We start from the raw sequence: 21,065 nt of genomic DNA on the forward strand, positions 1-21,065 counted from the left end.
AATGAGCCGCTATCTGGCAGCGGCGAGCATCGATTTCTACGTCAGGTTTCCTCCGAACAACTTGTGCGGCTGGGCAGGTGCGTCCCGTTTCATGTATCGCGTCCGGACGAGGACGGCATTTGCGCTGACGAACTCGTCGCCTTACCGTGCGCATCCGCCGCCTGCCTCTCTCAGATTTCGATATGCGAAACTGTTTGAGATGCAACGAGCTTCGGCGGCGGCGAACACATGCAGATACAAAGATCGTCGCTTAGCGCCACCTGCCGCCCATCCGGTCCCGTGCTCGAAATCCGTGGGCCATCGCACGCGATCTTGCCGACGGTTTTACACACCGGACACGACACCGGGTCGTGCTCATATGCCTGTTCGCGACCATTCAGCAGATCGCCTCCATCGCCTCCTTGGACGATGCCGCCGACTGTCGTCAGGTCGCCTTTCACAATGTCATATCGCCGCATCTCGTTCTCGCTCAGACCGCGCCCGGACGCAATCGCAAGCTATTCAGCAGCGTGTCCCACGTTTGCAGCGCGCCAGCCTCGTCCACGGGCGATGTTGCCTGATCCGGCGGCAGGTCGGGAGAGGGAGCACCAAGCAACAATTGGATTGCTGTATGCGGTCTCGCGAGCGTGCTCGGGTCGCCCGGAGCCAGCAGGTAGAAACGATACGACGTAATCGGGCCATCCTTCAGTTCGAACAGTACTTCCTCGCCGTCCACTCCGCCCACCGTGCGCTTGCCTTGGCGCAAGATTCGATAGCTCCCACCGCCGGCAACCCGATCCATCTGCGCACGGAGTTCGGGTAAGGTCTTGGTCAAGGGTTTCCCTTGATCCTGCCTGACGGAATCACGCATCTGGATCACCAACAGCGCTGGCCGTCCGGGCATCAGCGCGAAGGACTGGCTCACTTCTTCCGGATACGTGGATGAGCCCGTCACGATTCCGCCATCAAAGCAGAAACCCGATTCCGTTGGTACCGACCAGTTATCGCGTGCTTTTATGCGCCGATAAACATCCCTATAGATTCCATCCGCGTCATTAAGGGCCGTTTCGCCGATGCTGCCGGTTGTATGAAACAACGTATGGTTATCGTAAAGATATCCCTCGGTGTGGAATGGCAGGCTAACACCTTTTGCTACCCCTTTCTGAAATACAAAGACCTTCGAGTCCTTCGTTGGTGAAATCGTCTTTTCCAGCCATGAGAACCCCGTTTTTTCTTCCAGATTTATAGGGTTGACACGCTGTTTGGATTTCAGGTCTTTCTCTAAATTTTCGACTTTTGATTGGTAGACATCAAGCGATGTTTTGTACTGCGTTTCGAGTTTCTCGCCCCGAAACTCATATCGTTGATTGGAAATTTCACTTGTCGCGGGCCGGTTGAATACGAAACGGCCAACACACCACGGACGCGGTTTGGACAACAAGGGATTGGTCACCGTTGGTTCTCCGGAATAGGTTATTGAACTAGCGCACACACCCGCCACCACAATCAGATTTCGTGCAATACGAGTCAGCATGACGGCTCCGGTACCTCTTGTGCAATTTGTACAATGCTATAGAGCAACGCCCATCGGGTCCACGGATGGTTATAGCTGAACTGATGTTCGTAGCCACCTTGATTGAACACCATCTGTACACCCGGAGCTGCACCACCACTTGCACTACTTGCAGGGGCTTCCGCCGACCATACCGGTACAGTACCGTCACCTGGAGCGATGCCGTTCTTTCTTGGATCAGTCGTTGTGCTACCTGGAGGGAGCTTCGCCACTTTCTGCACCTCGAATTCGACGGTCAGCTTGCGTGACTCGAGATAGATGCGTAGGTTTCCCTTACCCGAATCCGAATTGGGATCGACATGCAAAAAGGTCGCGGCACGCAGTTCGTCTTCTGTCACATCGGCCGGCAGGTTTCCGGTCCACATCACCGTGCCCCATCCCAATAGGTCTTCAAGCTTTTCGCCCGACTCGATAGCTGGCTTACCTTTTTCGCCGCTCGGCCTAGATTTTTCTCTCGACTCAAGTCCGCCATCCGCATAAGAAATATACGTTTTCTCGTGGTAAGCATCTTTGATTTTACTTTGCCTAGTTACAACATCCAGCATGACATCTTTGAAACTGCTAAAAATAGTCTCTTTATTTCCCTTTGATTTCAGGCGTTCGTTCACAATTCCAGCTGGGTCGAGCAATGATGCATCTGGTACCAACCCATACCACTGTGAATTTGCGTAAATATCGCCGTATGCATTGCCGTCTTTCGGTAACTGCATTACCGGATCACCATTGATCCGCGCAAATATCCACCACGGCTCGCCCTTGTGATAATCCGGCATCGGCAATAGCTCCAACGGCCCCGGTGCATTCGCTGCAACCGCCGTGAACTCCGCCGCGTTGTTCCCGACCAAGCTGCCGTTGATGAAGCCTTTCAACACGCCCTCGTTACCGGCTCCGGTCCTGAACCGCTTCGCCGCAATCGGCGCACCCGTTGCGGGCAAGACGTTGTGAAACACCCCATACATCAGGTTCCCCGCACCGTGCATCGCGATCGCCATCCGCGCTACCAGTCCGCCCATCGAGTGCGTCAGAATGATCGCCTTGTCGGTATGGTTCTCCGCAATGATTTCCTTGATCCCCATCAGGCGCGTAATCTTCTTGGTCTTCGGATCTTTGTAATCAGAGCCGTTCACGACGTCGAATCCGGATTTCTCGTTCGATTGCAGCCAGTTATAGCCAATCGCATAGACCCGATATCGGTACTTGATAAAGCGATTAAACGCGTCCGATTCGGCATCGATCGCTTGCCCCTTGCCCTGCGCCCCTGCTTCAATCGCCCCATAGTCGGCCGGTTCGGTTCCAAGCAACGGCTTGAGCGCCCACGTCTTACCCGTTGGGTCGGGCGTCACCCAAACACCATGCGGCTTCCCCATGAACTTCGGCCGATTGAGTTGTTCTTCCAACCAAGCCAAAACCGGGTGATAGCTGGTCCGATGTATCGACCCCCAGCCCCGACGGCGCGCTTCCGCCTCGTCCACGTACTGCTCCGGGCTATCGTTCTTGCCATGTTTGCCGGCGTTGATCGGCCCATGCGGCGTCACTGCCGCCTTGGTCGGATCGAACTGCGTTTCGCGCGTGGACGAGCCCTTGAACCACAATCCAAGCAGCGCGGGAAGTGCGCCCAAGTCCCCCAGCATCCCGTCCGTGTTCGGTGCGAAGAACATCTCGTCGCCGGTATCGGTGTTCGTCAAGAGCGAGCCCATGACGCCCGGCAGGAAGATCACCGGAATGATGGGTCGCACGTCGCACAACAATTCCTTGCTGCGCGTGTCGCTCGCTGGCGTCAACGTAAAGTGGCCGTACGACGATCCATCCGGGGCAGTGCGCCCCATCACCTGCACGACCTCTTGCTCGGCAGGATCGCCATCGGACGGCGCACCGCCGCCCGCGTTGTCAGTTTGGTTATCGCTCATCGCGTTTCACTTGAATCATCTCGTTTGATGTTGGATGTCATGCTGACGTGTCGTCCGCACTCGGAGTAGGGCGCAAAGCGTGGAGTTTCAGCGACTCGACATCCTCGTTCTTCTGCTCGGCAATGTGTCCCAATTCGTTCGTCATGCCTTTGATGCGTGTGCCGTCGCCGCGCACAATCTCGTACGGATGGTTTTTCATCACTTCGCCCGTGATTTGATTTCGCAGTACGTATGGATCATTGAATTTCGCCTGCGGCAAGCTGTTCAGGTGCTGAGCGACGGAACTCGGCCCCTGACGGCTGAAGGATGCCGACTTGACCGTGCGCGGGCCTTGTGTCCCGTCCTCGATTCCGCCAGCCGTCCACCGAGTGTACGAACCGCCGGCCTTGATCCAGATTTCATCGGCATCGAGCACGATGCGCTTGGCCTTCATCATCACGTCTTTGCCCGCGTTGATACTCACGTCGTCAGTATTGGCCGACAGCTTGATCGGGCCTTTCGCCGTGACAAAGAACGCGCCAAATTTCTGCGCGAAGAAGCTGAGTTTTTCCGCGGCCGCCACGATCATCGATTTGCCCGTCGCAACATGGGTATTGCCGTTACTGACGATATTCGCCTCGCCTTCGGCAACGATATGGGCCGATCGGTCCGCCACGAGTGCAAGGTCTTTCGGCGTCGATACCAGAATGTTGGGCTGCGCAAATCCGTTCGCGTTGCCCGTGCCGCCGCCGGCCGTCACGCCGCCGGACGTTGAGCCTGATACCGCGTACTGAATCTCCTTCGATAGCCCCTTGAGCGCGTCTTGGCCCGCTTGCAGGGTTTCCGCCTGCGCGGTCGTGCTCGCACTCGATAGGGACTCGACCAGCATTCCCGCCTGCTGCAACTGGGTTCGCGCCTCGTCTGCGCTCATTTGCTCGTCGTCGTAGCCCTTCGCATGCGTGCTGATCGATAAGCCCTTGCTCGCGCTAACCGCACCGAACTCGTCTGCGTGCAGTGCGAAGCCCGAACCTAGATATCGGCCGCGCGTGTTGCCGTCCTGCTGAATCAGATAGCCTTGCATCAGTGCAGCATAGCTCTTGCCCGTGTAGCTGATGATCCGCGTGCCGCTTTGATGCGTGGCGTCGTCGTGGACAAATGCGTTGTATGCGCCCGTGCCGCCAAACCCTTGCGACTGGAATCCCGACAGCAGAACATTCGAATGCCATTGCGAAGGGGTCGTGCCGCCGTTGACGCGCCCCAAAATGAACGGCTTGTCGCAATCGTTTCCCCAATAAGCGACGAGAACCCATTCGCCGGCTCTCGGCACGTGAACCGATCCATAGCCGTTACCCGTATCGGCCTGCATGGCCGACAGCAGCGGCGACGATCCGAACGTGCCGTCTGGATTCTTCCGGTCCCACGCGAAATGCACGCGGACCTGATTGCGTTCATTCGTCCACGCCTCCATCCCTTCTTGCGTGACGACGATGGCATGCTCAATCGTCATCGGCGGCTTCCGATGCACAAGCGGGCTACGATATTCGACGCTCGTCTCCTGCGCTTCAACCTCCATCACGAAGAAGCCCGTCGTGCCATCCTGCACGTGCCCCGGCGTCGTGAAATGCGTATCATGTACCGCCTGCTGCTCGGCCAGTGTCGCACGCAGACTACGCGGATATTCGGTCACCTGCTGACCAATCGGCACGTTGTTTTCGATAAACCAGCGCGCCTCGATCACGAGGAATTCCCGCTTCTTCGGGTCACCGTCCGCATGGCGCGGATGGTTGTTCAAGGTGAACCGTAATCCCGCATCGAGCCACCGTAGACCACTGACGCCGAAATACCGGCGCGCGCGTGATTCCCAGACTTGCACGCGGCGATGCGCACGCGCCTCGCCGCTGTCCGTGTCGGCATAACCGTAGGCAGTTGGCTCGTAGATCGTCATCGGAGCGCGCGGAATGCCACGTATGTACCTGTGTCGCCCATCGTCTTCTACATAGGTCGTCGATGGCAACGCGCTGCTCGCCTCAAAATGCGAGGCTGGCCGTTTGTAATCGAACGAGCGGGATATGAATTGCAGGCTCTGCATCGTCTGCATGATCACCCATTGCGTGAACCCGTCGGCCTCGTGGTCGGTATTGCCACGATAGTATTCGGCTGGTTTTGCCTCCGGCAGTGACGACACGCCATCCAGAATGACGAGCGTCGTCTTTGGCGGCTCGCCTTCGCTCGTTGGCTCATGTACCCAATAGAAATACCAACCTTCTTCTTCGAGAAGGCGGTGTACAAAATGCAGGTCGGACTCGCTTTGCCGGCACCACGAGCGCACAACCGGCTCACGCGTCAGATCGAAGCGGAACCGTCCCCGAAGCTGCGGATACCGATTGAGTATTTCCGAAATGATTTCGCGCGCATCTTTTTCGAGCCATCCCTCGTCGTTGCGGGAATAGCTCAGGAAAATCAGGGCAGAGGAAAATTCGAGCTGGTACGTTGATAGACCGCCGTCCCCGCCCAGATAGCTGACCTGATGCACAAAGCCGTGCACCGGACGATAAACCGGATCGGCATACAGCGTAGTCCGCTGCTGAATCCAAAGGGTAACGGGGTGGTGCATCAACGAAAGCAACGCGGTGTCGTCGTTCAGCGATGCAACATCGACCGTCCAGTGGTAGTCGCCGCCGATGCCGGACGATCCGCGCGCCCGCAATGGAATCAAAGCGTTTTTGCCGAGCGGGGTGTTCAGCATCAACAGCCGGTCACGCTGAAGCATTCCCCGGTGGACGGCCTCATAGAGGTCGCGATATTTCAGTTCCCCGAGCGTGGATGGTCTGAGTACCATTTTTCGTTATCCTTTCTCTGCGGTTCGACCGTCAAGAAAGTGACACGAGGACGGTCAGCCATGGCGACCGGGGTCGCTCGCGCGATTGTAGCTTACGTCAGACGAAACCAAGGGTTTGCCTCAGGACCATTTGACAATCCCATTCCCGGTCTTCGGTGGACATCTCTGCGCGCGTCGCGTAGTGCGCGATGATGCGGGCAAACAGGGTTGCAAAATCCTGAAGGGGTTCCACTGCATGCTGGACGATGCTTTCGAGTATCGCGATATCGCGGTTCAATTTGCCGTAGCGCCTGCCAAAGGTCGCAGCAGATTGGTCGGTCGCGGTGGATTGGTCGTCTTGCGTCACGCACTGGCTCTCTCTTGTCAGGAGTAGCCCGCGCCGACGACGACGAAAAAACGAGGGTGGGCGGGCACGATAACGGAGTTGGAAGACCAGGAACGATGAACTGAACCGGCAGACCCGAAGGTCTCTCCGCCACGGCCCCCGTGTGTCCGAAACGCGAAAGCTGAAGTACTGGCTGACGCGGTACTTTATCGAAGATGAGGGTAGGCCCCTCGCGATCGGCGCGCAGGCGCAGGTCACAAACCACCTCAAGCCGCGAGGGTAAAGGGCCCTGGTGGTGAGCGTTGAGGAAATGGCGGAGAGGACGCCGTCAGGTATGGATCGAAGAGACGAACGAAAGTGAACCGCTGGTGAAGCGTCGTAATGGTGATTGCAGCGTCGTCGAAACCGCGGGATGTGGGCTCCCGCGGGACAAGCTCAAGGGAGCTAATGCCGGTCAATTGCATTACATTGCTTTCACCTGCTCAATACACTTAAGTTATTGACAGTGCTTCACTATTCCTCGTTGTGCAATGTCATTCACCCCGATAAATATAGATGATTGGGGGCGCGCTGATGCCCGACATCCGCGCGCCGCCATCGTCACGCGCGCGACAGGCGCTTCGCGAGATCGGCGCTCAGGATCGCCATGCGGGCAGGCTTTTCGTAGCAGACGACGTCGTACACGCGGATCACCTCGCTGATTTCGGTCTCGCTCGCACGGCCCGTCAGCAGGTCGCCCGTCAGCACGAAGATCGGCGCGCCCGGATTGTCGGACGCGCGCACGGCCTGGATCGCATCGGCGGCGGTGCGGCCGTCGAACATCCATTCGGTGACGACCGCGTCGAACGCCTGGCCTTGCAGCGCGTCGACGAAGGCGCCGACGCTGCCGAAGCGGGCCGTCACGAAACCCTGCTCGTCGAGATAGCGGCAGACTTCGCCGGCGCTCACGCTGTCGGCGTCGATCACGGCGACGAGCAGCTTGTCGCTTTCCGCGCGGCGCGGATAGATTTCGATCTTGTGAACGTCGTACGCGTTTTGATAGAGAACGCCCGTGTGGCGCAGCACGCGCCAGCGGCCCTGCTGCTCGTAGGCGACGAACTCGGGACGCGCGCCCGCGTCGAGCAGCCCGCCGATCCACGCAGTGCACGGAATTTCGGCGATGCCTGCATACAGCACCGCGTCTTGCGCGCATGCGCCGACCATGCCGGGATCGAGGGCCTGCGCGCCGAATAGCTGCGCGGCGGGCTCGCCATAGGCTTCGGCGACTTTCTTGATTTGCGCGAGCGTCCAGGGACTGCTGCCGCGCAGCTTGCGATGCCCTTGGGAAAAGCTCAGGTCGAGAATTCGACACAGCTCGGTCGTCTGCTGACGCTTGCCGATGCCGTGACGGGTCATCAGTTCGCGTACGCGCTCGGCGACGGCAAGGGCATCCGTGGTGTTTGCTTCGTTGGCCATACTGCGGGAACGGATCGGATCGAGTGATTCAGAAGGGAGCGCCTCGAGGCGCACGGTACGGCATCGTTCGATGCCACCGGATGAAGCGAGCCGACCGGCCACGCGTGGAAGGGATAACTTTACCGCAAATATAAAGTTCGTTCTGCGCACTAGTGTGCGTTTTTCTGTGAAAGGTGTTTCGTGAGGTTACTGTGACGGGTTTTCGCCAATGGCGTTTTCGCCAGAACTTCCGATATGACCACAACCTATCCGCTTCACAAGACGCTCGCGCGCGCCGACGAGCCGTTTCCCACGCAGGCCGACGTCGTGATCGCGGGCGCCGGCATCATGGGCTGCGCGGCCGCCTATTATCTCGGGCTGCGCGGAATAAAGGCGGTCGTCTTCGACAAATCCCGCATTGCGGGACAGCAATCGACGCGCGCATGGGGCTTCGTGCGCCAGCAGGGCCGCGAGGCCGCCGAGGTGCCGCTGATGATGGCCGGCATGCGCCTGTGGGAAAGCCTCGAGCGCGAGCTCGGCGTCGATCTCGAATGGCGGCAGGGCGGCTGTCTCTATATTGCCGACGACGACGACGACTGGGCGTCGTTCGTGCAATGGATCGACGTCGCGCGCACACACGGGCTCGACACACGCACGCTCACGCGCGCGGAGATCGACACGCACGCGAGCGGCCTCGCCGCAACCGCGCTCGGCGGCCTCTACACGGCGAGCGACGGCCAGGCCGAGCCGCGCCGCGTTGCCGCGGCGTTCGCCGCACGCGCGGTCGAAGCCGGTGCGCGCTTCTTCGAAGGCTGCGGCGTGACCGCGATCGACACGTCGGGCGGCGCGGTGACGGGCGTCGTGACCGAGCGCGGCGTCGTGAAGGCGCGGCGCGTGATCTGCGCGGCCGGCGCGACGAGCTTTTGCCTGCTCGACGGCGTCGGCATCCGGCTGCCGCAGCAGGCGGTGCGCGGCACCTGCATGCGCACGAACGCGTTGCCCGCCGTGTCCGCATCGACGATCTGGGGACACGGCCTCGGCATCCGGCAGCGCGCGAACGGCGCGATCAACCTCGCCGACGACATGCAGGTCGACGTCGACGTCACGCTCGGCCACCTGCGCGGACTGAGCGTCTTCTTGCCCGAACTTTGGACGCAGCGCGAGAAATTCCGCTTTCATCTGAACGGCGCGGCGTGGCGCGATCTGACGACGCGGATCGCAGGCGGTGCGCCCGCGATCGAGCCGCGCGATCCGAATCCGCAGCCGAATCCCGCGCATGCGCCGCGCGCGCTCGCGAAGCTGAAGACGATTTTTCCGGCGCTGCGCGACGCGCAGATCGTCGAGGCGTGGGCGGGCCTCATCGACGTGCTGCCCGACGGCATTCCCGTCATCGACGCGCCGCGCGCGCCGGACGGACTCGCGATCGCGACGGGGTTCTGCGGGCACGGCTTCGCGATGGGGCCGATCGTCGGCCGCTTGCTCGCCGAGTGGGTCGATACCGGCGCGACGTCGGTCGATCTGTCCGCGTTTCGCGCGGCGCGTTTCGTCGACGGGACGATGCGGCGGCCGAGAAGCATGCTGTAGCGTCGATGACCGTTCGCGACGGCGAGCATGACAGCCGCGCCGCTGCGGGCGATGCCGGCGATGCGGCGGGCGTCAAACATCGGCAAATAGCGCGCGTTCGAGCACGACGTGCGGTGCGCGACGACGGTTTCCGCCGCGCGCGGCGTCGTCCGGCAGCGTAAAATCGCGACGCCCGGTTCTGGAGATAATCATTGGCATCGCCTTCCGATTACCGCAAGTCGCTGCGCTTTCGCCTGCGCAAGGCGCGCACGCCGTGGACGGCGCCGCGTCCGCGCACGCTGTTCATGCGGCCCGCCGCGTCGCCGCTGCGCACGCTGGTGTTTCGCCTCGCGCTCGTGATCGGCCTGTGCATGCTCGCGTTCCTCGTGCTGTATCTCGATCGGGACGGCCTGCGCGACTCGACGAAGAGCGCGCCGATGAGCATCGCGGACCTCGTCTATTTCACGATGGTCACGGTCGCGACGGTCGGCTACGGCGACATCGTGCCCGTCACCGCGCGTGCGCGCCTCATCGATGCGTTCTTCATCGTGCCGATTCGCATCGGCATCTGGTTCATCTTTCTCGGCACCGCTTATCAATTCGTGATTCAACGAGTCATCGAGGACTTCCGCATGAAGCGCCTGCAAAAGAATCTGCGCGACCACGTCGTGATCTGCGGCTACGGCCTGAGCGGCTCGATCGCCGTGCGCGAACTGCTCGAAAGCGGCGTCGATCCGGCGACGCTGATCGTCATCGACTCGCAGGAGCAGGCGCTCGAGGCGGCCGCGGCGCTCGGCGTGACGGGCCTCTGCGGCGATCCCGCGCAGGAGGATCTGTTGAAGCAGGCGCAGGTGCGCAGCGCGAAGGCGGTCATCATCTCGGTTACCGACGACCCGACCGCGATCCTGCTCACGCTGTCGGTGCGCAGCATCGCGCCCGATACGAAGATCGTCGTGCGGATCCAGGAGAACCTGTACCAGCGGCAATTGCGGCAGGCGGGCGCCGACGTGATCGTGTCGTCGACGAAGATCGGCGCGCTGCTGCTCGCCGATGCGGTCGAGAGCCGCTACATCGTGCCGTTCGTCAACGACATGCTGTCGACGCGCGGCCGCGCGACGCTCGTCGAGCGGCCGGCCGCCGTGCACGAGATCGGCTGCCTGTCGAATGCGGTGACGGGCGCGCTCGTCGTCGGGCTGGCTCGCGCGGGCAAGATCCTGTCGTTCTACGAAGATCCGCCGTGCCGGATCGAGGCGGGCGATACGCTCGTCGTGATCCAGTCGACGCGGGCGACGGAGCGGGCGGGCATCGACGTGGCGGACTGAGCGGACGCGTCGGGAACGGGCGTCCGGCCCGTCGCGCGTGCGTGCGCGGTTGGCGGCGCGCGGGTCTCGTGATGTCCCGATGCGCCGAATCGCGGAGGCTTCATTGGCTCGTTCGGCGGAGGAACGGTTCGCCGACCATTGGCCGATGCGTCGGCGCGATCAAGGCGATGCGCGACGCACGCGCACGCGCGCAGAAGCGTCGCGCGCCGATCGACTCGCCGCCGCGCCTCACGTGAGCAAACGCGCGCTGTTCCGGACTCGGCGCGAATCGGCCGATCCGAGATTGACAGTCAGTTCGCCGGCGCGGCGGCGAGATCGCCGGGCGCTGCGTCAGGCCCCATCGCGATCGATTCGCGTATGAGCGCGGCGAGCTTGTCGGCGTCGTGTTCGGGAATCCAGTGGGTCGCGTGCGGCAGCACCTCGAGCCGGTACGGGCCGCTCACGAAGTGCCGCGCCAGCTCGGCGCCGCGCCGCGACAACGCCGCATCCCGCGCACCCCATATGTGCAGCACGGGCACCGACACCTTGCGGGACAGATAGCCGGGCGGCGTCAGCGGGATCGCGCGGTACCAGTTGAGCGATGTCGTCAGCGCACCCGCGTCGACGATGTCGGTATAGACGGCGTCTACTTCGTCGCGCGTCATTCCGGTGCGCGTCAGCATTTTCTCGAACAGTTTGCGACCGCGCGTGACGAACAGCTCCGGCAGCTTCGGCAACTGGAAGAGGCCCATGTAGTACGAGCGGAACAACTGGTCGCTGCTCAGCATCGAGCGCATGAACGCACCCGAGTGCGGCACCGACACGGTCGTCAGCGTGCGCACCGCGGCAGGGTGCTGGGCCGCGAGCGCCCAGGCGACGGCCGCTCCCCAGTCATGGCCGACGACGTGGACCGGGCCGCCGCCGAGCCGCTCGATCAGCGCGACGACGTCGCCGACGAGGTGCGGCATCCGGTACGCGGCGACCCGGTGCGGGCGTGCGCCCGGCGAGTAGCCGCGCTGGTTTGGCGCGACGGTCCGGTAGCCGTCGGCGTTCAGCGCGGCCGCGACGCGCGCCCAGCACTTCGCCGTCTGCGGCCAGCCGTGCAGCAGCACGATGATTTTGCCGTCGATCGGGCCCGTATCGACGACGTCGAAAGTCAGTCCTTCATGATTGAACGAAGTCACGCGGCGCGCATCGGCATCATCCAAGGTCGGATCTCCTGATTTATGTCTTCGATATCCTGTCTTCGGCATTCGCGCGACGCGCGACGCAATGCGCAAGCCGTCGTCGTCGGCCTGTGCGGCGTGCGCTTGCACGGGCGTTCGCCCGTCGTCGCACGGGGGGCGCGGCGATGGGCGCAGGGCGCCGGCAGCGCGCGGCATCGAATGAGTCTAGGCTGCGGCTGTCGATTTGCCTACTGGATATTCGTGATGTGACTCATTGACCATCCGGAATTTGCTCGCGCGACATCTGGCGGCGCGCCGGACGGAAGCGCGCCGCCAAGGGGGCCCCGCAATGGGGGAAAACCTCGACCGCGAAGCGCCGGCGCCGGGATCGAAGCCGTGTAGCATCTGAGACGACCCGGAATCCACTACGAACATCCCTTTCGAGAGAGGCGCAGCATGAGCGAAGCAGACCGCGAGCAGGGCAAGGCGCGCCGGACGCAGGTGATGGGCGACGCCTTCGTCGAGCGTGCGATGAGCAACCTGGACGGCTTTTCGCGGCCGTTGCAGGATTGGCTGAACGAGCATGCGTGGGGCAGCACGTGGCAGCGCGGCGGCATCGATCTGAAGACGCGCAGCCTGTGCACGTGCGCGATGCTGGCGGCGCTCGGCCGCGGCCACGAGCTCAAGGGGCACGTCCGCGGTGCGCTGAACAACGGCGCGAGCCTCGTCGAGATCCGCGAGGTGCTGCTGCACAGCGCGCTGTACGCGGGCGCGCCCGCGGCCGTCGAGGCGTTCCGCAATGCGCGCGAAGTGATCGATGCGCTGGGGCTCGGCGTGCCCGATGACGGCGAATGACGGCGACGTGCGCCGCGTCGCCGGAATCGCGCATTGGGCTCGCGGCAGCGCCGACCGGCCGCGACGGCGGCGGCGGCCGTCTGCTTGCGGATCATCGCTGATCGTCGATACTGGAGTAGCCAAGTAGCCAAGTAGCCAAGTAGCCGAGACGACTGATCGACGCCGCAAGAGCACGAAGCCGAAGAGCAACACCGAACAACCAGCAAAGCCCCCGAACGGACCCACGAACCCGAAGCCGACGCTCCCTTCAGGAGGACAAACGATGACGACAGCGGTTTTCGACGCGGCGCAGACGTCGCGACTGACGCCGTTCGCCGAGCTGGTGGATGCATTGCGTACGGCCGCGCTCGACGCGGCCGACGGCCGGATCGCGAGCCCGGCGCGGCTCATCGTGCCGCTCAACGAAGGCGGCGTGATGCTGTCGATGCCCGCGTCGGCGTCCGATCTCGCGATCCACAAGCTCGTGACCGTGTGTCCGCGCAATCGCGGCGGCGATCGGCCGACGATCCAGGGACAGGTGAGCGTCGTCGATCCGACGACGGGCGAGCCGCTCTTCGCGCTCGACGGCCCGACTGTCACCGGTCGCCGGACGGCTGCGGTCACGCTGCTCGCGATCCGCACGTTCCTGCCCGCCGCGCCGCGCGACGTGCTGCTGATCGGCGCCGGCGCGCAGGCCGCGCATCACGTCGACGCGCTCGCCGCGCTGTTTCCCGGCTCGCGGGTGCGCGTGAAGGCGCGTACGGCCGCGCAAGCGGCGACGTTCTGCGAGCGATTGCGCGCGGTGCTGCCGACGCTCGAGCCGATCGACGGCGACGCGCCGCCCGATACGCTCGATGCGATCATCACGTCGACGACGAGCGCGACGCCCGTCTACGACGAGGCGGCGCGGGCGGGGCGGCTCGTCGTCGGCGTCGGCGCGTTTACGCCCGACGCGGCCGAGGTCGGCGCGCGGACGATCGCAGGAAGTGCGCTCTACGTCGACGATCCGGCGGGCGCGCGCCACGAGGCGGGCGATTTGATCGCCGCAGGCGTCGACTGGATGCGCGTGCATTCGCTTGCCGACGCGCTGCGCGCGAAAGAAGCGGCTGCGCCTGCATCCGCCGAGGCCGTACCGGGTACGCCGGTATTCTTCAAGAGCGTCGGCTGCGCAGCCTGGGATCTCGCCGCGTGCCGCGTCGCGCTCACTTCACGCACTCGAGCGTGTACTTGAGCGCCGGGCCGATCAGGCGCCGCCACACGTCCCACGTGTGCGCGCCGCCGACGATCCGCAGCGCGGCCGGATTCTGCGCGCGCCGCAGGTTCGTGTAGAGCACGCTCGACTCGGCCTGGATCGACAGGTCGTCGTCGCCCGCCGCGATGAACATCCGCAGCCGCAGCGGCTGCGCGAAATAGCTGCGCCACAGCGCCGGGTAGTTGAGCTCGTGCCAGACCTTCGGATCGAACTGCTTGTCGCCGAACACGCCGACGTAGCGCGCAGCCGAGCTGGCGGGCGGCTCGTTCGCGTAGATCGCGGGGCTCAGCAGCATCGCGCCGCAAAAGCGCTCGGGCTCGAGGAGCGCGAAGCGCAGCGCGCCGTAGCCGCCCATCGACACGCCGCCGATCACCCGTCCCGCGCGCTGGTTCGACACCGCGTAGTGCGCTTCGACGTCGGGAATCAGGTCGTCGAGGAAGGCGCTCTGCATCTTCTCCTTGCGGTCGACGTACCAATCGGTGCCGCCTTGCGGCATCACGATCACGACAGGCGGAATGTCCCGGCGCTCGATCAGCTCGTCGGCGGTGAACTGCAGGCGGCCCTGCGTGATCCAGTCGTTCGCGTTGCCGGCGTTGCCGTGCAGCAGGTACAGCACCGGATAGCGCGCGCCCTCCGGGTTGTAGCCTGCCGGCAGGTAGACGGTGTACGACCAGTCGCGGTGCAGCGCTTGCGAGCGGAACGTGCGGGTGGCGATGCTGCTGACGGGCGCCGCGTGCACGGCGAGAGGGAGCGCGGCGGCGAGCAGCGCGGCGAGAAACAAAACGAATCGGCGCATGACGGCGTAATTGGTATGGGCGCCGATATGCTAGCAGCAGCGAATGACAGTCGTGTGCGGGTTTTCTGCGTCAGCGCCTCGGCCGGCGCAGCGGCGGGCGCAATGGCGGCCTGAACGGCTGCAACAGCCGCGATTGCCGCACGAAGTCCGACATCCGTGCGACGAGCGGCGCGTACAGCTTCGCGACGACGTACAGCAGGCCGACCGCCGCCGCATCGGCGACGAGTCCGAGCGGCAAATTCAGGTAGCCGTCCGTCGCCGCGTACAGCAGCGAATCGACCGACAGCGAGATGCCCGTGCCGGCGACGAAGCAGAGCAGCCCCTGCCGGCCGATCGTGCCGATCCACGGCATCGCTTGCGCGATGCGATGCATCCAGCCGAGATGGACGAGCTTCGCGGCGAGCCATGCGATCGCGATGAAGTTCGCGAGCCGCAGCGGGCCGAGGTTCTGCTTGATCGACGGATCGGTCGGGAACGGCTCGATGCGCAGCCGGTAATACGCGCCCGCCGCGACGACGGCGATCGCGGCCGCGGTCGCGAACCAGCCGACCGGCCGCCGCGCGAGCACCTGATAGATCGGCTGGCAGCGCGCGACGATGCCGAGCACGAACAGGAACTGCCACGCGAACGGATTGAAGTCCCACGGCGCGCCGTCGTCGGTCGGCAGATAGCCGGCGATCTTGCGCGCGGCGAGCCACAGCGCCGCGCTTGCGACGACGAGCAGCCACCACCCGCGGCTGCGCGCGACGGGCAGCGCGAGCGGCACGAGAAGCGCGAAGAACGCGTACATCGGCAGCACCGACGCGAGATACGGCTGACGCCTGAGCAGCAGGATGTCGCGAAGCGCGGCGAGCGGCGCGTGCAGCAGCCCTTCGAGATCGTTGGTCGGCATGTTCGGCGCATCGATCGCGAATGCGTTCAGCACCGCGGTGATGAGGAGCATCAGGCCGGCCGTGAACAGGAACGCGCGGTAGATTTCAAACGCACGTTTGACGAAGCGCTGGCGCGCGGCGGCCTCGGTGTGGCGCGCGGCGAGCGAGTTGTACGCGATCGCGGTCGCGAAGCCGCCGAGGAAGACGAACACCTCGGCCGCGTCGCAGAGCGCGTACGCGTGCAGCGTGACGCGCGACAGGATGCTGCCGCCGATATGGTCGACGACGATGACGAGCAGCACGAGACCGCGGAAGAAGTCGAGCTCGGCGTAGCGTTGGGCCGGCGCGGCGTTCATGCGGCGTCGCGTGCGCGCGACGCGCGACGGACGCGGTGCGAGGCTGGAACGGCGAAAACGGGGACGGACAAGGGACGCATGATGGGGGGCGGCATCGCTACATGATCGGATTCAGACGACGATGGTCGCGCATTGTGCCATCGAAGGCGAGGGTTTCGGGTTTACGCGAAGTTACAAACGATCCTGACGAAATCCCGACACAGTAGTTGGCAATACGCAACGAAATGTAAAAAAAGTGATGCACCAACATGGACGTTGCATTTTTTGCATGACAGTATTTCTTTCATTGCAGCAATCCCGCGACGTGGGCCGTCGGAGACGGGATGCACTCGAAATGCTCCGAAATGGGGCGCCGAAATTTGAAATGCGTCGTGGCAGCCTGGCTTGTGCGAGGTTGTCGAAAACAAAGTCTGGAGATACCGATAATGAAAAAGCAAGTCATTTCCGCAACCGCTTTGCTCGCATTCGCCGCGCCGGTTTTCGCCCAAAGCAGCGTCACGCTGTACGGCGTGATCGACGAGGGCTTCAACTACACGAGCAACGTGAACGTCAACGGCGTGGGCAAGAGCAACTACCAGCTCGCGAGCGGCTTCGCGCAAGGCAGCCGCTGGGGTCTGCGCGGCTCGGAAGACCTGGGCGGCGGCCTGAAGGCGATCTTCACGCTGGAAAACGGCTTCGATCTGAACAATGGCAAGCTTGGCCAGGGCGGCCGGATGTTCGGCCGCCAGGCGTTCGTCGGCCTGTCGCACACGCAATTTGGTTCGCTGACGCTCGGCCGTCAGTATGACTCGGTCGTCGACTACCTCGCGCCGCTGACCGCGAACGGCAACTGGGGCGGCACGCTGTTTTCGCACCCGTTCGACAACGACAACACGGACAACTCGTTCCGTGTGAACAACACGGTCAAGTACGCGAGCCCGGACTGGAACGGCCTGCAAGTCGGCGGCACGTACAGCTTCAGCAACGCGACCGGCTTCTCGAACAACCGTCAGTACAGCATCGGCGCCGCGTACACGATGGGCGGCCTGCAACTCGCCGCCGCGTACCTGCAGGCGAACAATCCGGGCAAGACCGCGAGCGGCGCAATCGCGGACAACGACGCGAACTTCACGGCCGACCGCCTGCGCATCTTCGGCGGCGGCGTCAACTACACGTTCGGCCCGGCGACGGTCGGCTTCGTGTACACGAAGGCCGACATCAAGAATCCGGTGTCGACGGTCTATCTGCCGTCGTCGACGTTCACGGGCCTCGGCCTGACCGCGACGAAGTTCCAGAACTTCGAAATCAATGGCAAGTACCAGCTGACGCCGGCGCTCTTCATCGGCGCGCAATATGTGTATACGGACGGCAAGTTCGACGCGGCCGCGGGCAACGTGAAGCCGAAGTACCACACGGTCGGTCTGATGGCGGACTACAACCTGTCGAAGCGCACCGACGTCTACCTGCAAGGCGCATGGCAGAAGGTCGCGGGCGACAAGACGGGCACGATCGCGGACGGCGGCTATGTCGTCGGTACGGATGGCCCGTCGGCTTCGGCGAACCAGTTCGCGGTCCGCGCGGCGATCCGCCACAAGTTCTGAGTGCGCCGGGAGACCGGCAAGGAGTAAGTGGTGCAAGTCCACTGCGATGAAGGTATAGCGAGCCACATCGGCCCCGAGCCGTGCGCAGGCCGCCGCGAGGCGGTCGGCGAAGCGTCGGTAGGGGAGCGTGTGGGCCAGCCGTTGAGCCGCGATAGTTGTGTTATTCCGGGTGCCGACGCGGTTCAGAACGCGGAAGGCAACACGAAGGGGCGCGCAAGCGCGAGCGCCTCGACGACCCGGCGTGGTCAGAGACCCTGGCACGCACGGACGCTCCTTGTGCGGGAACCGGGAGATCTCTCGTCTGGCCAGTCGCAACACGGGCTGGTCCGCGTCGGGAAGGCGAGGAGCCGTAGCCGCTAACCGCTAACCGCATTTGCTGTTCGCGTCCGCCGGGCGGTTCGGATCGAGCGCGGCGGAATCCACGTCTTTCCCGTTCTGCTTGTTTGCTGCACAGATCAGCTGACAATTCGCTCGACCCGAACGAGCCCCGGCAGATCGTCCATCAAGCGATGCTTGCCGCGCTGTACGCGTGGTGGGCGCGGCGCATAACCGAATCGCAGCGATTCCCCGAGCCGAAGCGCCGCGACGAGCGAACGCCATTCGGCGACCAAGCGATCAAGCCGCGAACGATTCGCCCTTGCCCGGATCGTGCGCGAGAAACGCGATGAAATCGCGCGTGTATTTCGGCAATTCGTCGAAGCTGCGCGCACAGATCGTCAGCCGGCGGTGCGCCCACGGATCGGTGAGCTCGATCAGGCGGATCTGCATCGTCTGTTGCGCGCGCAGCGCCGCATGGCGCGACACGATGCCGATCCCGACGCCGCGCTCGATCAGCCGGCAGATCGCGTCGAAGCTCTTCAACTGCACGCGGTAGTCGATCCGCTTGCCGAGCGCCTTCGCTTGTTCGGCGAGGTGGACCTGCAGCGCGCTGCCGTCCGTCATGCCGATGAAGTCGGCGTCGACGAGTTCCGTGAACGCGACCCGCTCGCGTGCGGCGAGCGGATGGTCGACCGCCGCGACGGCGATCAGCCAGTCCTCGCGAAACGGCATCTGCTCGAGTCCGTCGAGGCCGACCGAATCGGCGACGATTCCGAAATCCGCCGTCTTGCCGCGGATCGCATGGACGATCTCCTGACTCGAGCGCTCCTCGACGCTCACCGACAGCTTCGGATGGCGCGGCAGATATTCGGCGAGCGCGTCGGGCAGGTACTCGCTGAGCGCCGCGGTGTTGCTGAGGAGGCGAATGTGGCCGCGCAGTCCGGCGCCGAATTGCTGGAGTTCGCCGCGCATGTGGTCGATCTGCTGCAGCACGACGCGCGCGTGGTGCTCGAGCGCGCGGCCGGCTTCGGTCGCGCGCGTGCCGCGCTTCGCGCGCTGCAGCAGCGGGACGCCGAGTTCTTCTTCCATGCCGCGAATTCGCTCGCTCGCGGATTGCAGCGTCATGTGCGCGCGCTCGGCGCCTCCCGTGATGCTGCCGGCTTCGCAGACGTGCAGGAAAAGTCGCAGATCGGTCAGGTCGAATCGCATGGGGCTTGCGTTGTCGTTGTAATGGCCGATACGGTAACAGGATTGCGGCGCGGCGCGTTCAGGCTGTGCCTGAGCGCCGCTTCGCCGGTTCCGTATTTTCGTGTGACGAATTGCCGCGCATCATGTCCGCTCGTTCGTCGATCCGGAGGCGCGCATGCGAAGCAACCCGTCTTGGCTCCTGGCGTTCAAGATCGCGTTGCACATCTTCTTTCTCTGCTGCGGCGCCGCTTTCGCGTATTCGACGCTGGTCGCGGCGTAGCCGTGACGCGAACGGTCGCGGAGGGTGCGGCGCACGAATTCGCCGTCGGGTGAACGGGGCGCGGCGCGTGCGGATCGCCGGACGCCGTGCGCAAAAAAACGCGCCCAGTCGTCCGAAATAGGCTCGGTTCGGCATTTTTGACGGGGCGAACGCGTGTTTTGCGCTGTGCATCGAAGTCGTGCTTATCAGCGTCGCATCAGCGAATTATTTCGTTTCAAGCGGAATTGCAGCGGTGCAATTTCAGTTTCCACAATTCTTGCTGCGATTTTGTCATCATTCTTGCATCCGGTTACACGCGCTCGCGGCGATTTTTGAGATGCTCAAAAAATTCAATGACCGGAGTTGTCTCGAGCATGAGCAAGAGCGAGATCGACCGCAGTGTCGCGTGGCTGTCCGGCATGGCGGCCGCGCTCGTCGTCGCGGGTTGCGCAACCACGTCGCCTGTCACGCCTACCGATACGCTCGCCGATGCGGCGGCTGCCGCTTCGTCGGCGAGCGCCGCGCAGGCGGCCGCCGCGCCGCCGGCCAGCGATGCGGCGCAGCATCAGGACAAGTCCGTCGCGCCGGCGCGCTTCGCGACGCGCTACCTCGTGAAGCGCGGCGACACGCTGTCGGCGATCGCCGACGCGAACGGCTGCACGGTGCGCGACCTGCAGGCCTGGAATCACATGGGCCGCCGGACCCGAATCGCCATCGGGCAGGTGCTGCGGATCGCGCCGCCCAGCGCGGAAAATGCAGCCGCCTCGCAGGCGGCGAGCGGCCCCAATTTCGCACGTGCGCCCGGCATTGCCGCCGCCGCGGCCCGTACGAACGGTTCGGCAAGCGGGGCGAGCGCGGCGCCGGCCGGCGGCACGAATCCGTCGTCGTCGGTTGCTGATGCGTCGCAGTCGGCTTCGACGCCCGAAAGTGCCGCCGATCGCGCGGCGAACCGCCGCGTCGTGCAGGAAACGAAGCGGCATGCGCAGTCGATCGCGCTCGCGTGGCCGGCGAAGGGCGCGATTGCCGAAACGTTCCAGCCCGGCCGCAACCGCGGCATCCGGATCGTCGGACGCGCGGGCGATGCGGTGCGCGCGGCGGCGTCGGGCCGCGTGATGTATGCGGGCACGGGCCTGAACGGCTACGGCACGCTGATCCTCGTCCAGCACAACGTGGATTTCCTGACCGCGTATGCGCACAATCGCAAGGTGCTCGTGAAGACGGGCGACATCGTTCAGCAGGGCGAACAGATCGCCGAGATGGGTGCCGGCGACAGCACGCGCGCGGGGATGTTGTTCGAAGTACGGCGCGACGGCAAGCCGGTCAATCCCATGCAGTATCTGCCGGGCCGGCAGCAGGGATAGCGATCGATCGCGCACGCTGGCGGCGTGCGAACGAGAGGCGGGCGATGCGCGGCGAATTTGACGCATCGCCCGGGCGCGGCGTCGTGCGCGCGAGCGGCCACAAATCCGCACGGTTTCGTGCAGCGAGAACTGATACGCTCGTGGGCCGCGATTCCGGGTGCGCGAGTGCCGCGCCGCCCGGTT

Annotated in this window: 16 protein-coding genes; 6 read left to right on the forward strand and 10 right to left on the reverse strand. The window is 63.9% G+C overall.

Features of this window, described 5'->3' with window-relative positions:
- Positions 1 to 170 precede the first annotated feature (170 nt).
- From WS69_RS32645 to WS69_RS28380, 6 genes are all read right to left on the reverse strand, one after another.
- Positions 171 to 458 (reverse strand): PAAR domain-containing protein, encoded by a 288-nt coding sequence (locus tag WS69_RS32645; RefSeq protein ID WP_082716563.1) that lies wholly within the window; start codon positions 456 to 458, stop codon positions 171 to 173.
- An 11-nt stretch (positions 459 to 469) separates the two neighbouring features.
- A complete protein-coding gene (locus tag WS69_RS28360) occupies positions 470 to 1,513 on the reverse strand; it encodes a T6SS immunity protein Tli4 family protein (protein ID WP_197419326.1) in 1,044 nt (347 codons plus the stop codon).
- A complete protein-coding gene (locus WS69_RS28365; RefSeq protein WP_059473959.1) occupies positions 1,507 to 3,459 on the reverse strand; it encodes an esterase/lipase family protein in 1,953 nt (650 codons plus the stop codon). Before WS69_RS28365 ends, WS69_RS28360 begins: the two co-directional genes overlap by 7 nt.
- A gap of 37 nt (positions 3,460 to 3,496) precedes the next feature.
- The gene (locus tag WS69_RS28370) at positions 3,497 to 6,277 is read right to left on the reverse strand and encodes a type VI secretion system Vgr family protein (protein ID WP_059473960.1); all 2,781 of its coding nucleotides are present in this window, start codon (positions 6,275 to 6,277) and stop codon (positions 3,497 to 3,499) included.
- Between the two features lie 97 nt (positions 6,278 to 6,374).
- A complete protein-coding gene (locus WS69_RS28375; protein ID WP_059473961.1) occupies positions 6,375 to 6,623 on the reverse strand; it encodes a hypothetical protein in 249 nt (82 codons plus the stop codon).
- A 579-nt stretch (positions 6,624 to 7,202) separates the two neighbouring features.
- Positions 7,203 to 8,057, reverse strand: coding sequence for a helix-turn-helix domain-containing protein (locus WS69_RS28380; protein WP_059473962.1), 855 nt, complete (start codon positions 8,055 to 8,057; stop codon positions 7,203 to 7,205).
- A 234-nt stretch (positions 8,058 to 8,291) separates the two neighbouring features.
- On the opposite strand from WS69_RS28380, the gene WS69_RS28385 reads away from it, so the two are divergent.
- Both WS69_RS28385 and WS69_RS28390 read left to right on the forward strand, forming a co-directional pair.
- On the forward strand, positions 8,292 to 9,620 hold the full coding sequence (locus tag WS69_RS28385) for an NAD(P)/FAD-dependent oxidoreductase (protein WP_059473963.1): 1,329 nt from the start codon (positions 8,292 to 8,294) through the stop codon (positions 9,618 to 9,620).
- Between the two features lie 191 nt (positions 9,621 to 9,811).
- A complete protein-coding gene (locus WS69_RS28390) occupies positions 9,812 to 10,921 on the forward strand; it encodes a potassium channel family protein (protein ID WP_059473964.1) in 1,110 nt (369 codons plus the stop codon).
- A 290-nt stretch (positions 10,922 to 11,211) separates the two neighbouring features.
- Here the strand turns inward: WS69_RS28390 and WS69_RS28395 are convergent, their stop codons facing one another.
- Positions 11,212 to 12,153, reverse strand: a complete 942-nt coding sequence (locus WS69_RS28395) for an alpha/beta fold hydrolase (RefSeq protein ID WP_082716580.1) — start codon at positions 12,151 to 12,153, stop codon at positions 11,212 to 11,214.
- A 369-nt stretch (positions 12,154 to 12,522) separates the two neighbouring features.
- Between WS69_RS28395 and WS69_RS28400 the strand changes: the two genes are divergently transcribed.
- Both WS69_RS28400 and WS69_RS28405 read left to right on the forward strand, forming a co-directional pair.
- A complete protein-coding gene (locus WS69_RS28400; RefSeq protein WP_059473966.1) occupies positions 12,523 to 12,921 on the forward strand; it encodes a carboxymuconolactone decarboxylase family protein in 399 nt (132 codons plus the stop codon).
- Positions 12,922 to 13,183: 262 nt separating this feature from the next.
- Positions 13,184 to 14,131 (forward strand): delta(1)-pyrroline-2-carboxylate reductase family protein, encoded by a 948-nt coding sequence (locus WS69_RS28405; RefSeq protein ID WP_059473967.1) that lies wholly within the window; start codon positions 13,184 to 13,186, stop codon positions 14,129 to 14,131.
- Here WS69_RS28405 and WS69_RS28410 read toward each other — a convergent pair.
- Positions 14,103 to 14,948 (reverse strand): alpha/beta hydrolase, encoded by an 846-nt coding sequence (locus WS69_RS28410; RefSeq protein ID WP_059473968.1) that lies wholly within the window; start codon positions 14,946 to 14,948, stop codon positions 14,103 to 14,105. The genes WS69_RS28405 and WS69_RS28410 overlap by 29 nt on opposite strands.
- A 70-nt stretch (positions 14,949 to 15,018) precedes the next feature.
- The gene (locus tag WS69_RS28415; RefSeq protein ID WP_059473969.1) at positions 15,019 to 16,176 is read right to left on the reverse strand and encodes an OpgC domain-containing protein; all 1,158 of its coding nucleotides are present in this window, start codon (positions 16,174 to 16,176) and stop codon (positions 15,019 to 15,021) included.
- A gap of 425 nt (positions 16,177 to 16,601) precedes the next feature.
- Here WS69_RS28415 and WS69_RS28420 point away from each other — a divergent pair, with 425 nt between their 5' ends.
- Entirely contained in the window at positions 16,602 to 17,756 is a 1,155-nt protein-coding gene (locus WS69_RS28420; protein ID WP_059473970.1) for a porin, read from the forward strand.
- A gap of 615 nt (positions 17,757 to 18,371) precedes the next feature.
- Here the strand turns inward: WS69_RS28420 and WS69_RS28425 are convergent.
- Entirely contained in the window at positions 18,372 to 19,283 is a 912-nt protein-coding gene (locus WS69_RS28425; RefSeq protein ID WP_059473971.1) for a LysR substrate-binding domain-containing protein, read from the reverse strand.
- A gap of 612 nt (positions 19,284 to 19,895) precedes the next feature.
- On the opposite strand from WS69_RS28425, the gene WS69_RS28430 reads away from it, so the two are divergent.
- The gene (locus tag WS69_RS28430; RefSeq protein WP_059473972.1) at positions 19,896 to 20,882 is read left to right on the forward strand and encodes a peptidoglycan DD-metalloendopeptidase family protein; all 987 of its coding nucleotides are present in this window, start codon (positions 19,896 to 19,898) and stop codon (positions 20,880 to 20,882) included.
- The last annotated feature ends 183 nt before the right edge of the window (positions 20,883 to 21,065 follow it).

Source organism: Burkholderia sp. BDU5, from assembly GCF_001522845.1.
GTDB classification, from domain to species: Bacteria; Pseudomonadota; Gammaproteobacteria; order Burkholderiales; family Burkholderiaceae; genus Burkholderia; species Burkholderia mayonis.

Coding starts and splice junctions, on each gene's coding strand:
- WS69_RS28360 (WP_197419326.1), bottom strand. CDS start 1,513: ATGCTGACTCGTATTGCACGAAATCTGATTGTGGTGGCGGGTGTGTGC.
- WS69_RS32645 (WP_082716563.1), bottom strand. CDS start 458: ATGCGGCGATATGACATTGTGAAAGGCGACCTGACGACAGTCGGCGGC.
- WS69_RS28420 (WP_059473970.1), top strand. CDS start 16,602: ATGAAAAAGCAAGTCATTTCCGCAACCGCTTTGCTCGCATTCGCCGCG.
- WS69_RS28370 (WP_059473960.1), bottom strand. CDS start 6,277: ATGGTACTCAGACCATCCACGCTCGGGGAACTGAAATATCGCGACCTC.
- WS69_RS28380 (WP_059473962.1), bottom strand. CDS start 8,057: ATGGCCAACGAAGCAAACACCACGGATGCCCTTGCCGTCGCCGAGCGC.
- WS69_RS28410 (WP_059473968.1), bottom strand. CDS start 14,948: ATGCGCCGATTCGTTTTGTTTCTCGCCGCGCTGCTCGCCGCCGCGCTC.
- WS69_RS28415 (WP_059473969.1), bottom strand. CDS start 16,176: ATGAACGCCGCGCCGGCCCAACGCTACGCCGAGCTCGACTTCTTCCGC.
- WS69_RS28385 (WP_059473963.1), top strand. CDS start 8,292: ATGACCACAACCTATCCGCTTCACAAGACGCTCGCGCGCGCCGACGAG.
- WS69_RS28400 (WP_059473966.1), top strand. CDS start 12,523: ATGAGCGAAGCAGACCGCGAGCAGGGCAAGGCGCGCCGGACGCAGGTG.
- WS69_RS28430 (WP_059473972.1), top strand. CDS start 19,896: ATGAGCAAGAGCGAGATCGACCGCAGTGTCGCGTGGCTGTCCGGCATG.
- WS69_RS28395 (WP_082716580.1), bottom strand. CDS start 12,153: ATGCCGAAGACAGGATATCGAAGACATAAATCAGGAGATCCGACCTTG.
- WS69_RS28365 (WP_059473959.1), bottom strand. CDS start 3,459: ATGAGCGATAACCAAACTGACAACGCGGGCGGCGGTGCGCCGTCCGAT.
- WS69_RS28425 (WP_059473971.1), bottom strand. CDS start 19,283: ATGCGATTCGACCTGACCGATCTGCGACTTTTCCTGCACGTCTGCGAA.
- WS69_RS28405 (WP_059473967.1), top strand. CDS start 13,184: ATGACGACAGCGGTTTTCGACGCGGCGCAGACGTCGCGACTGACGCCG.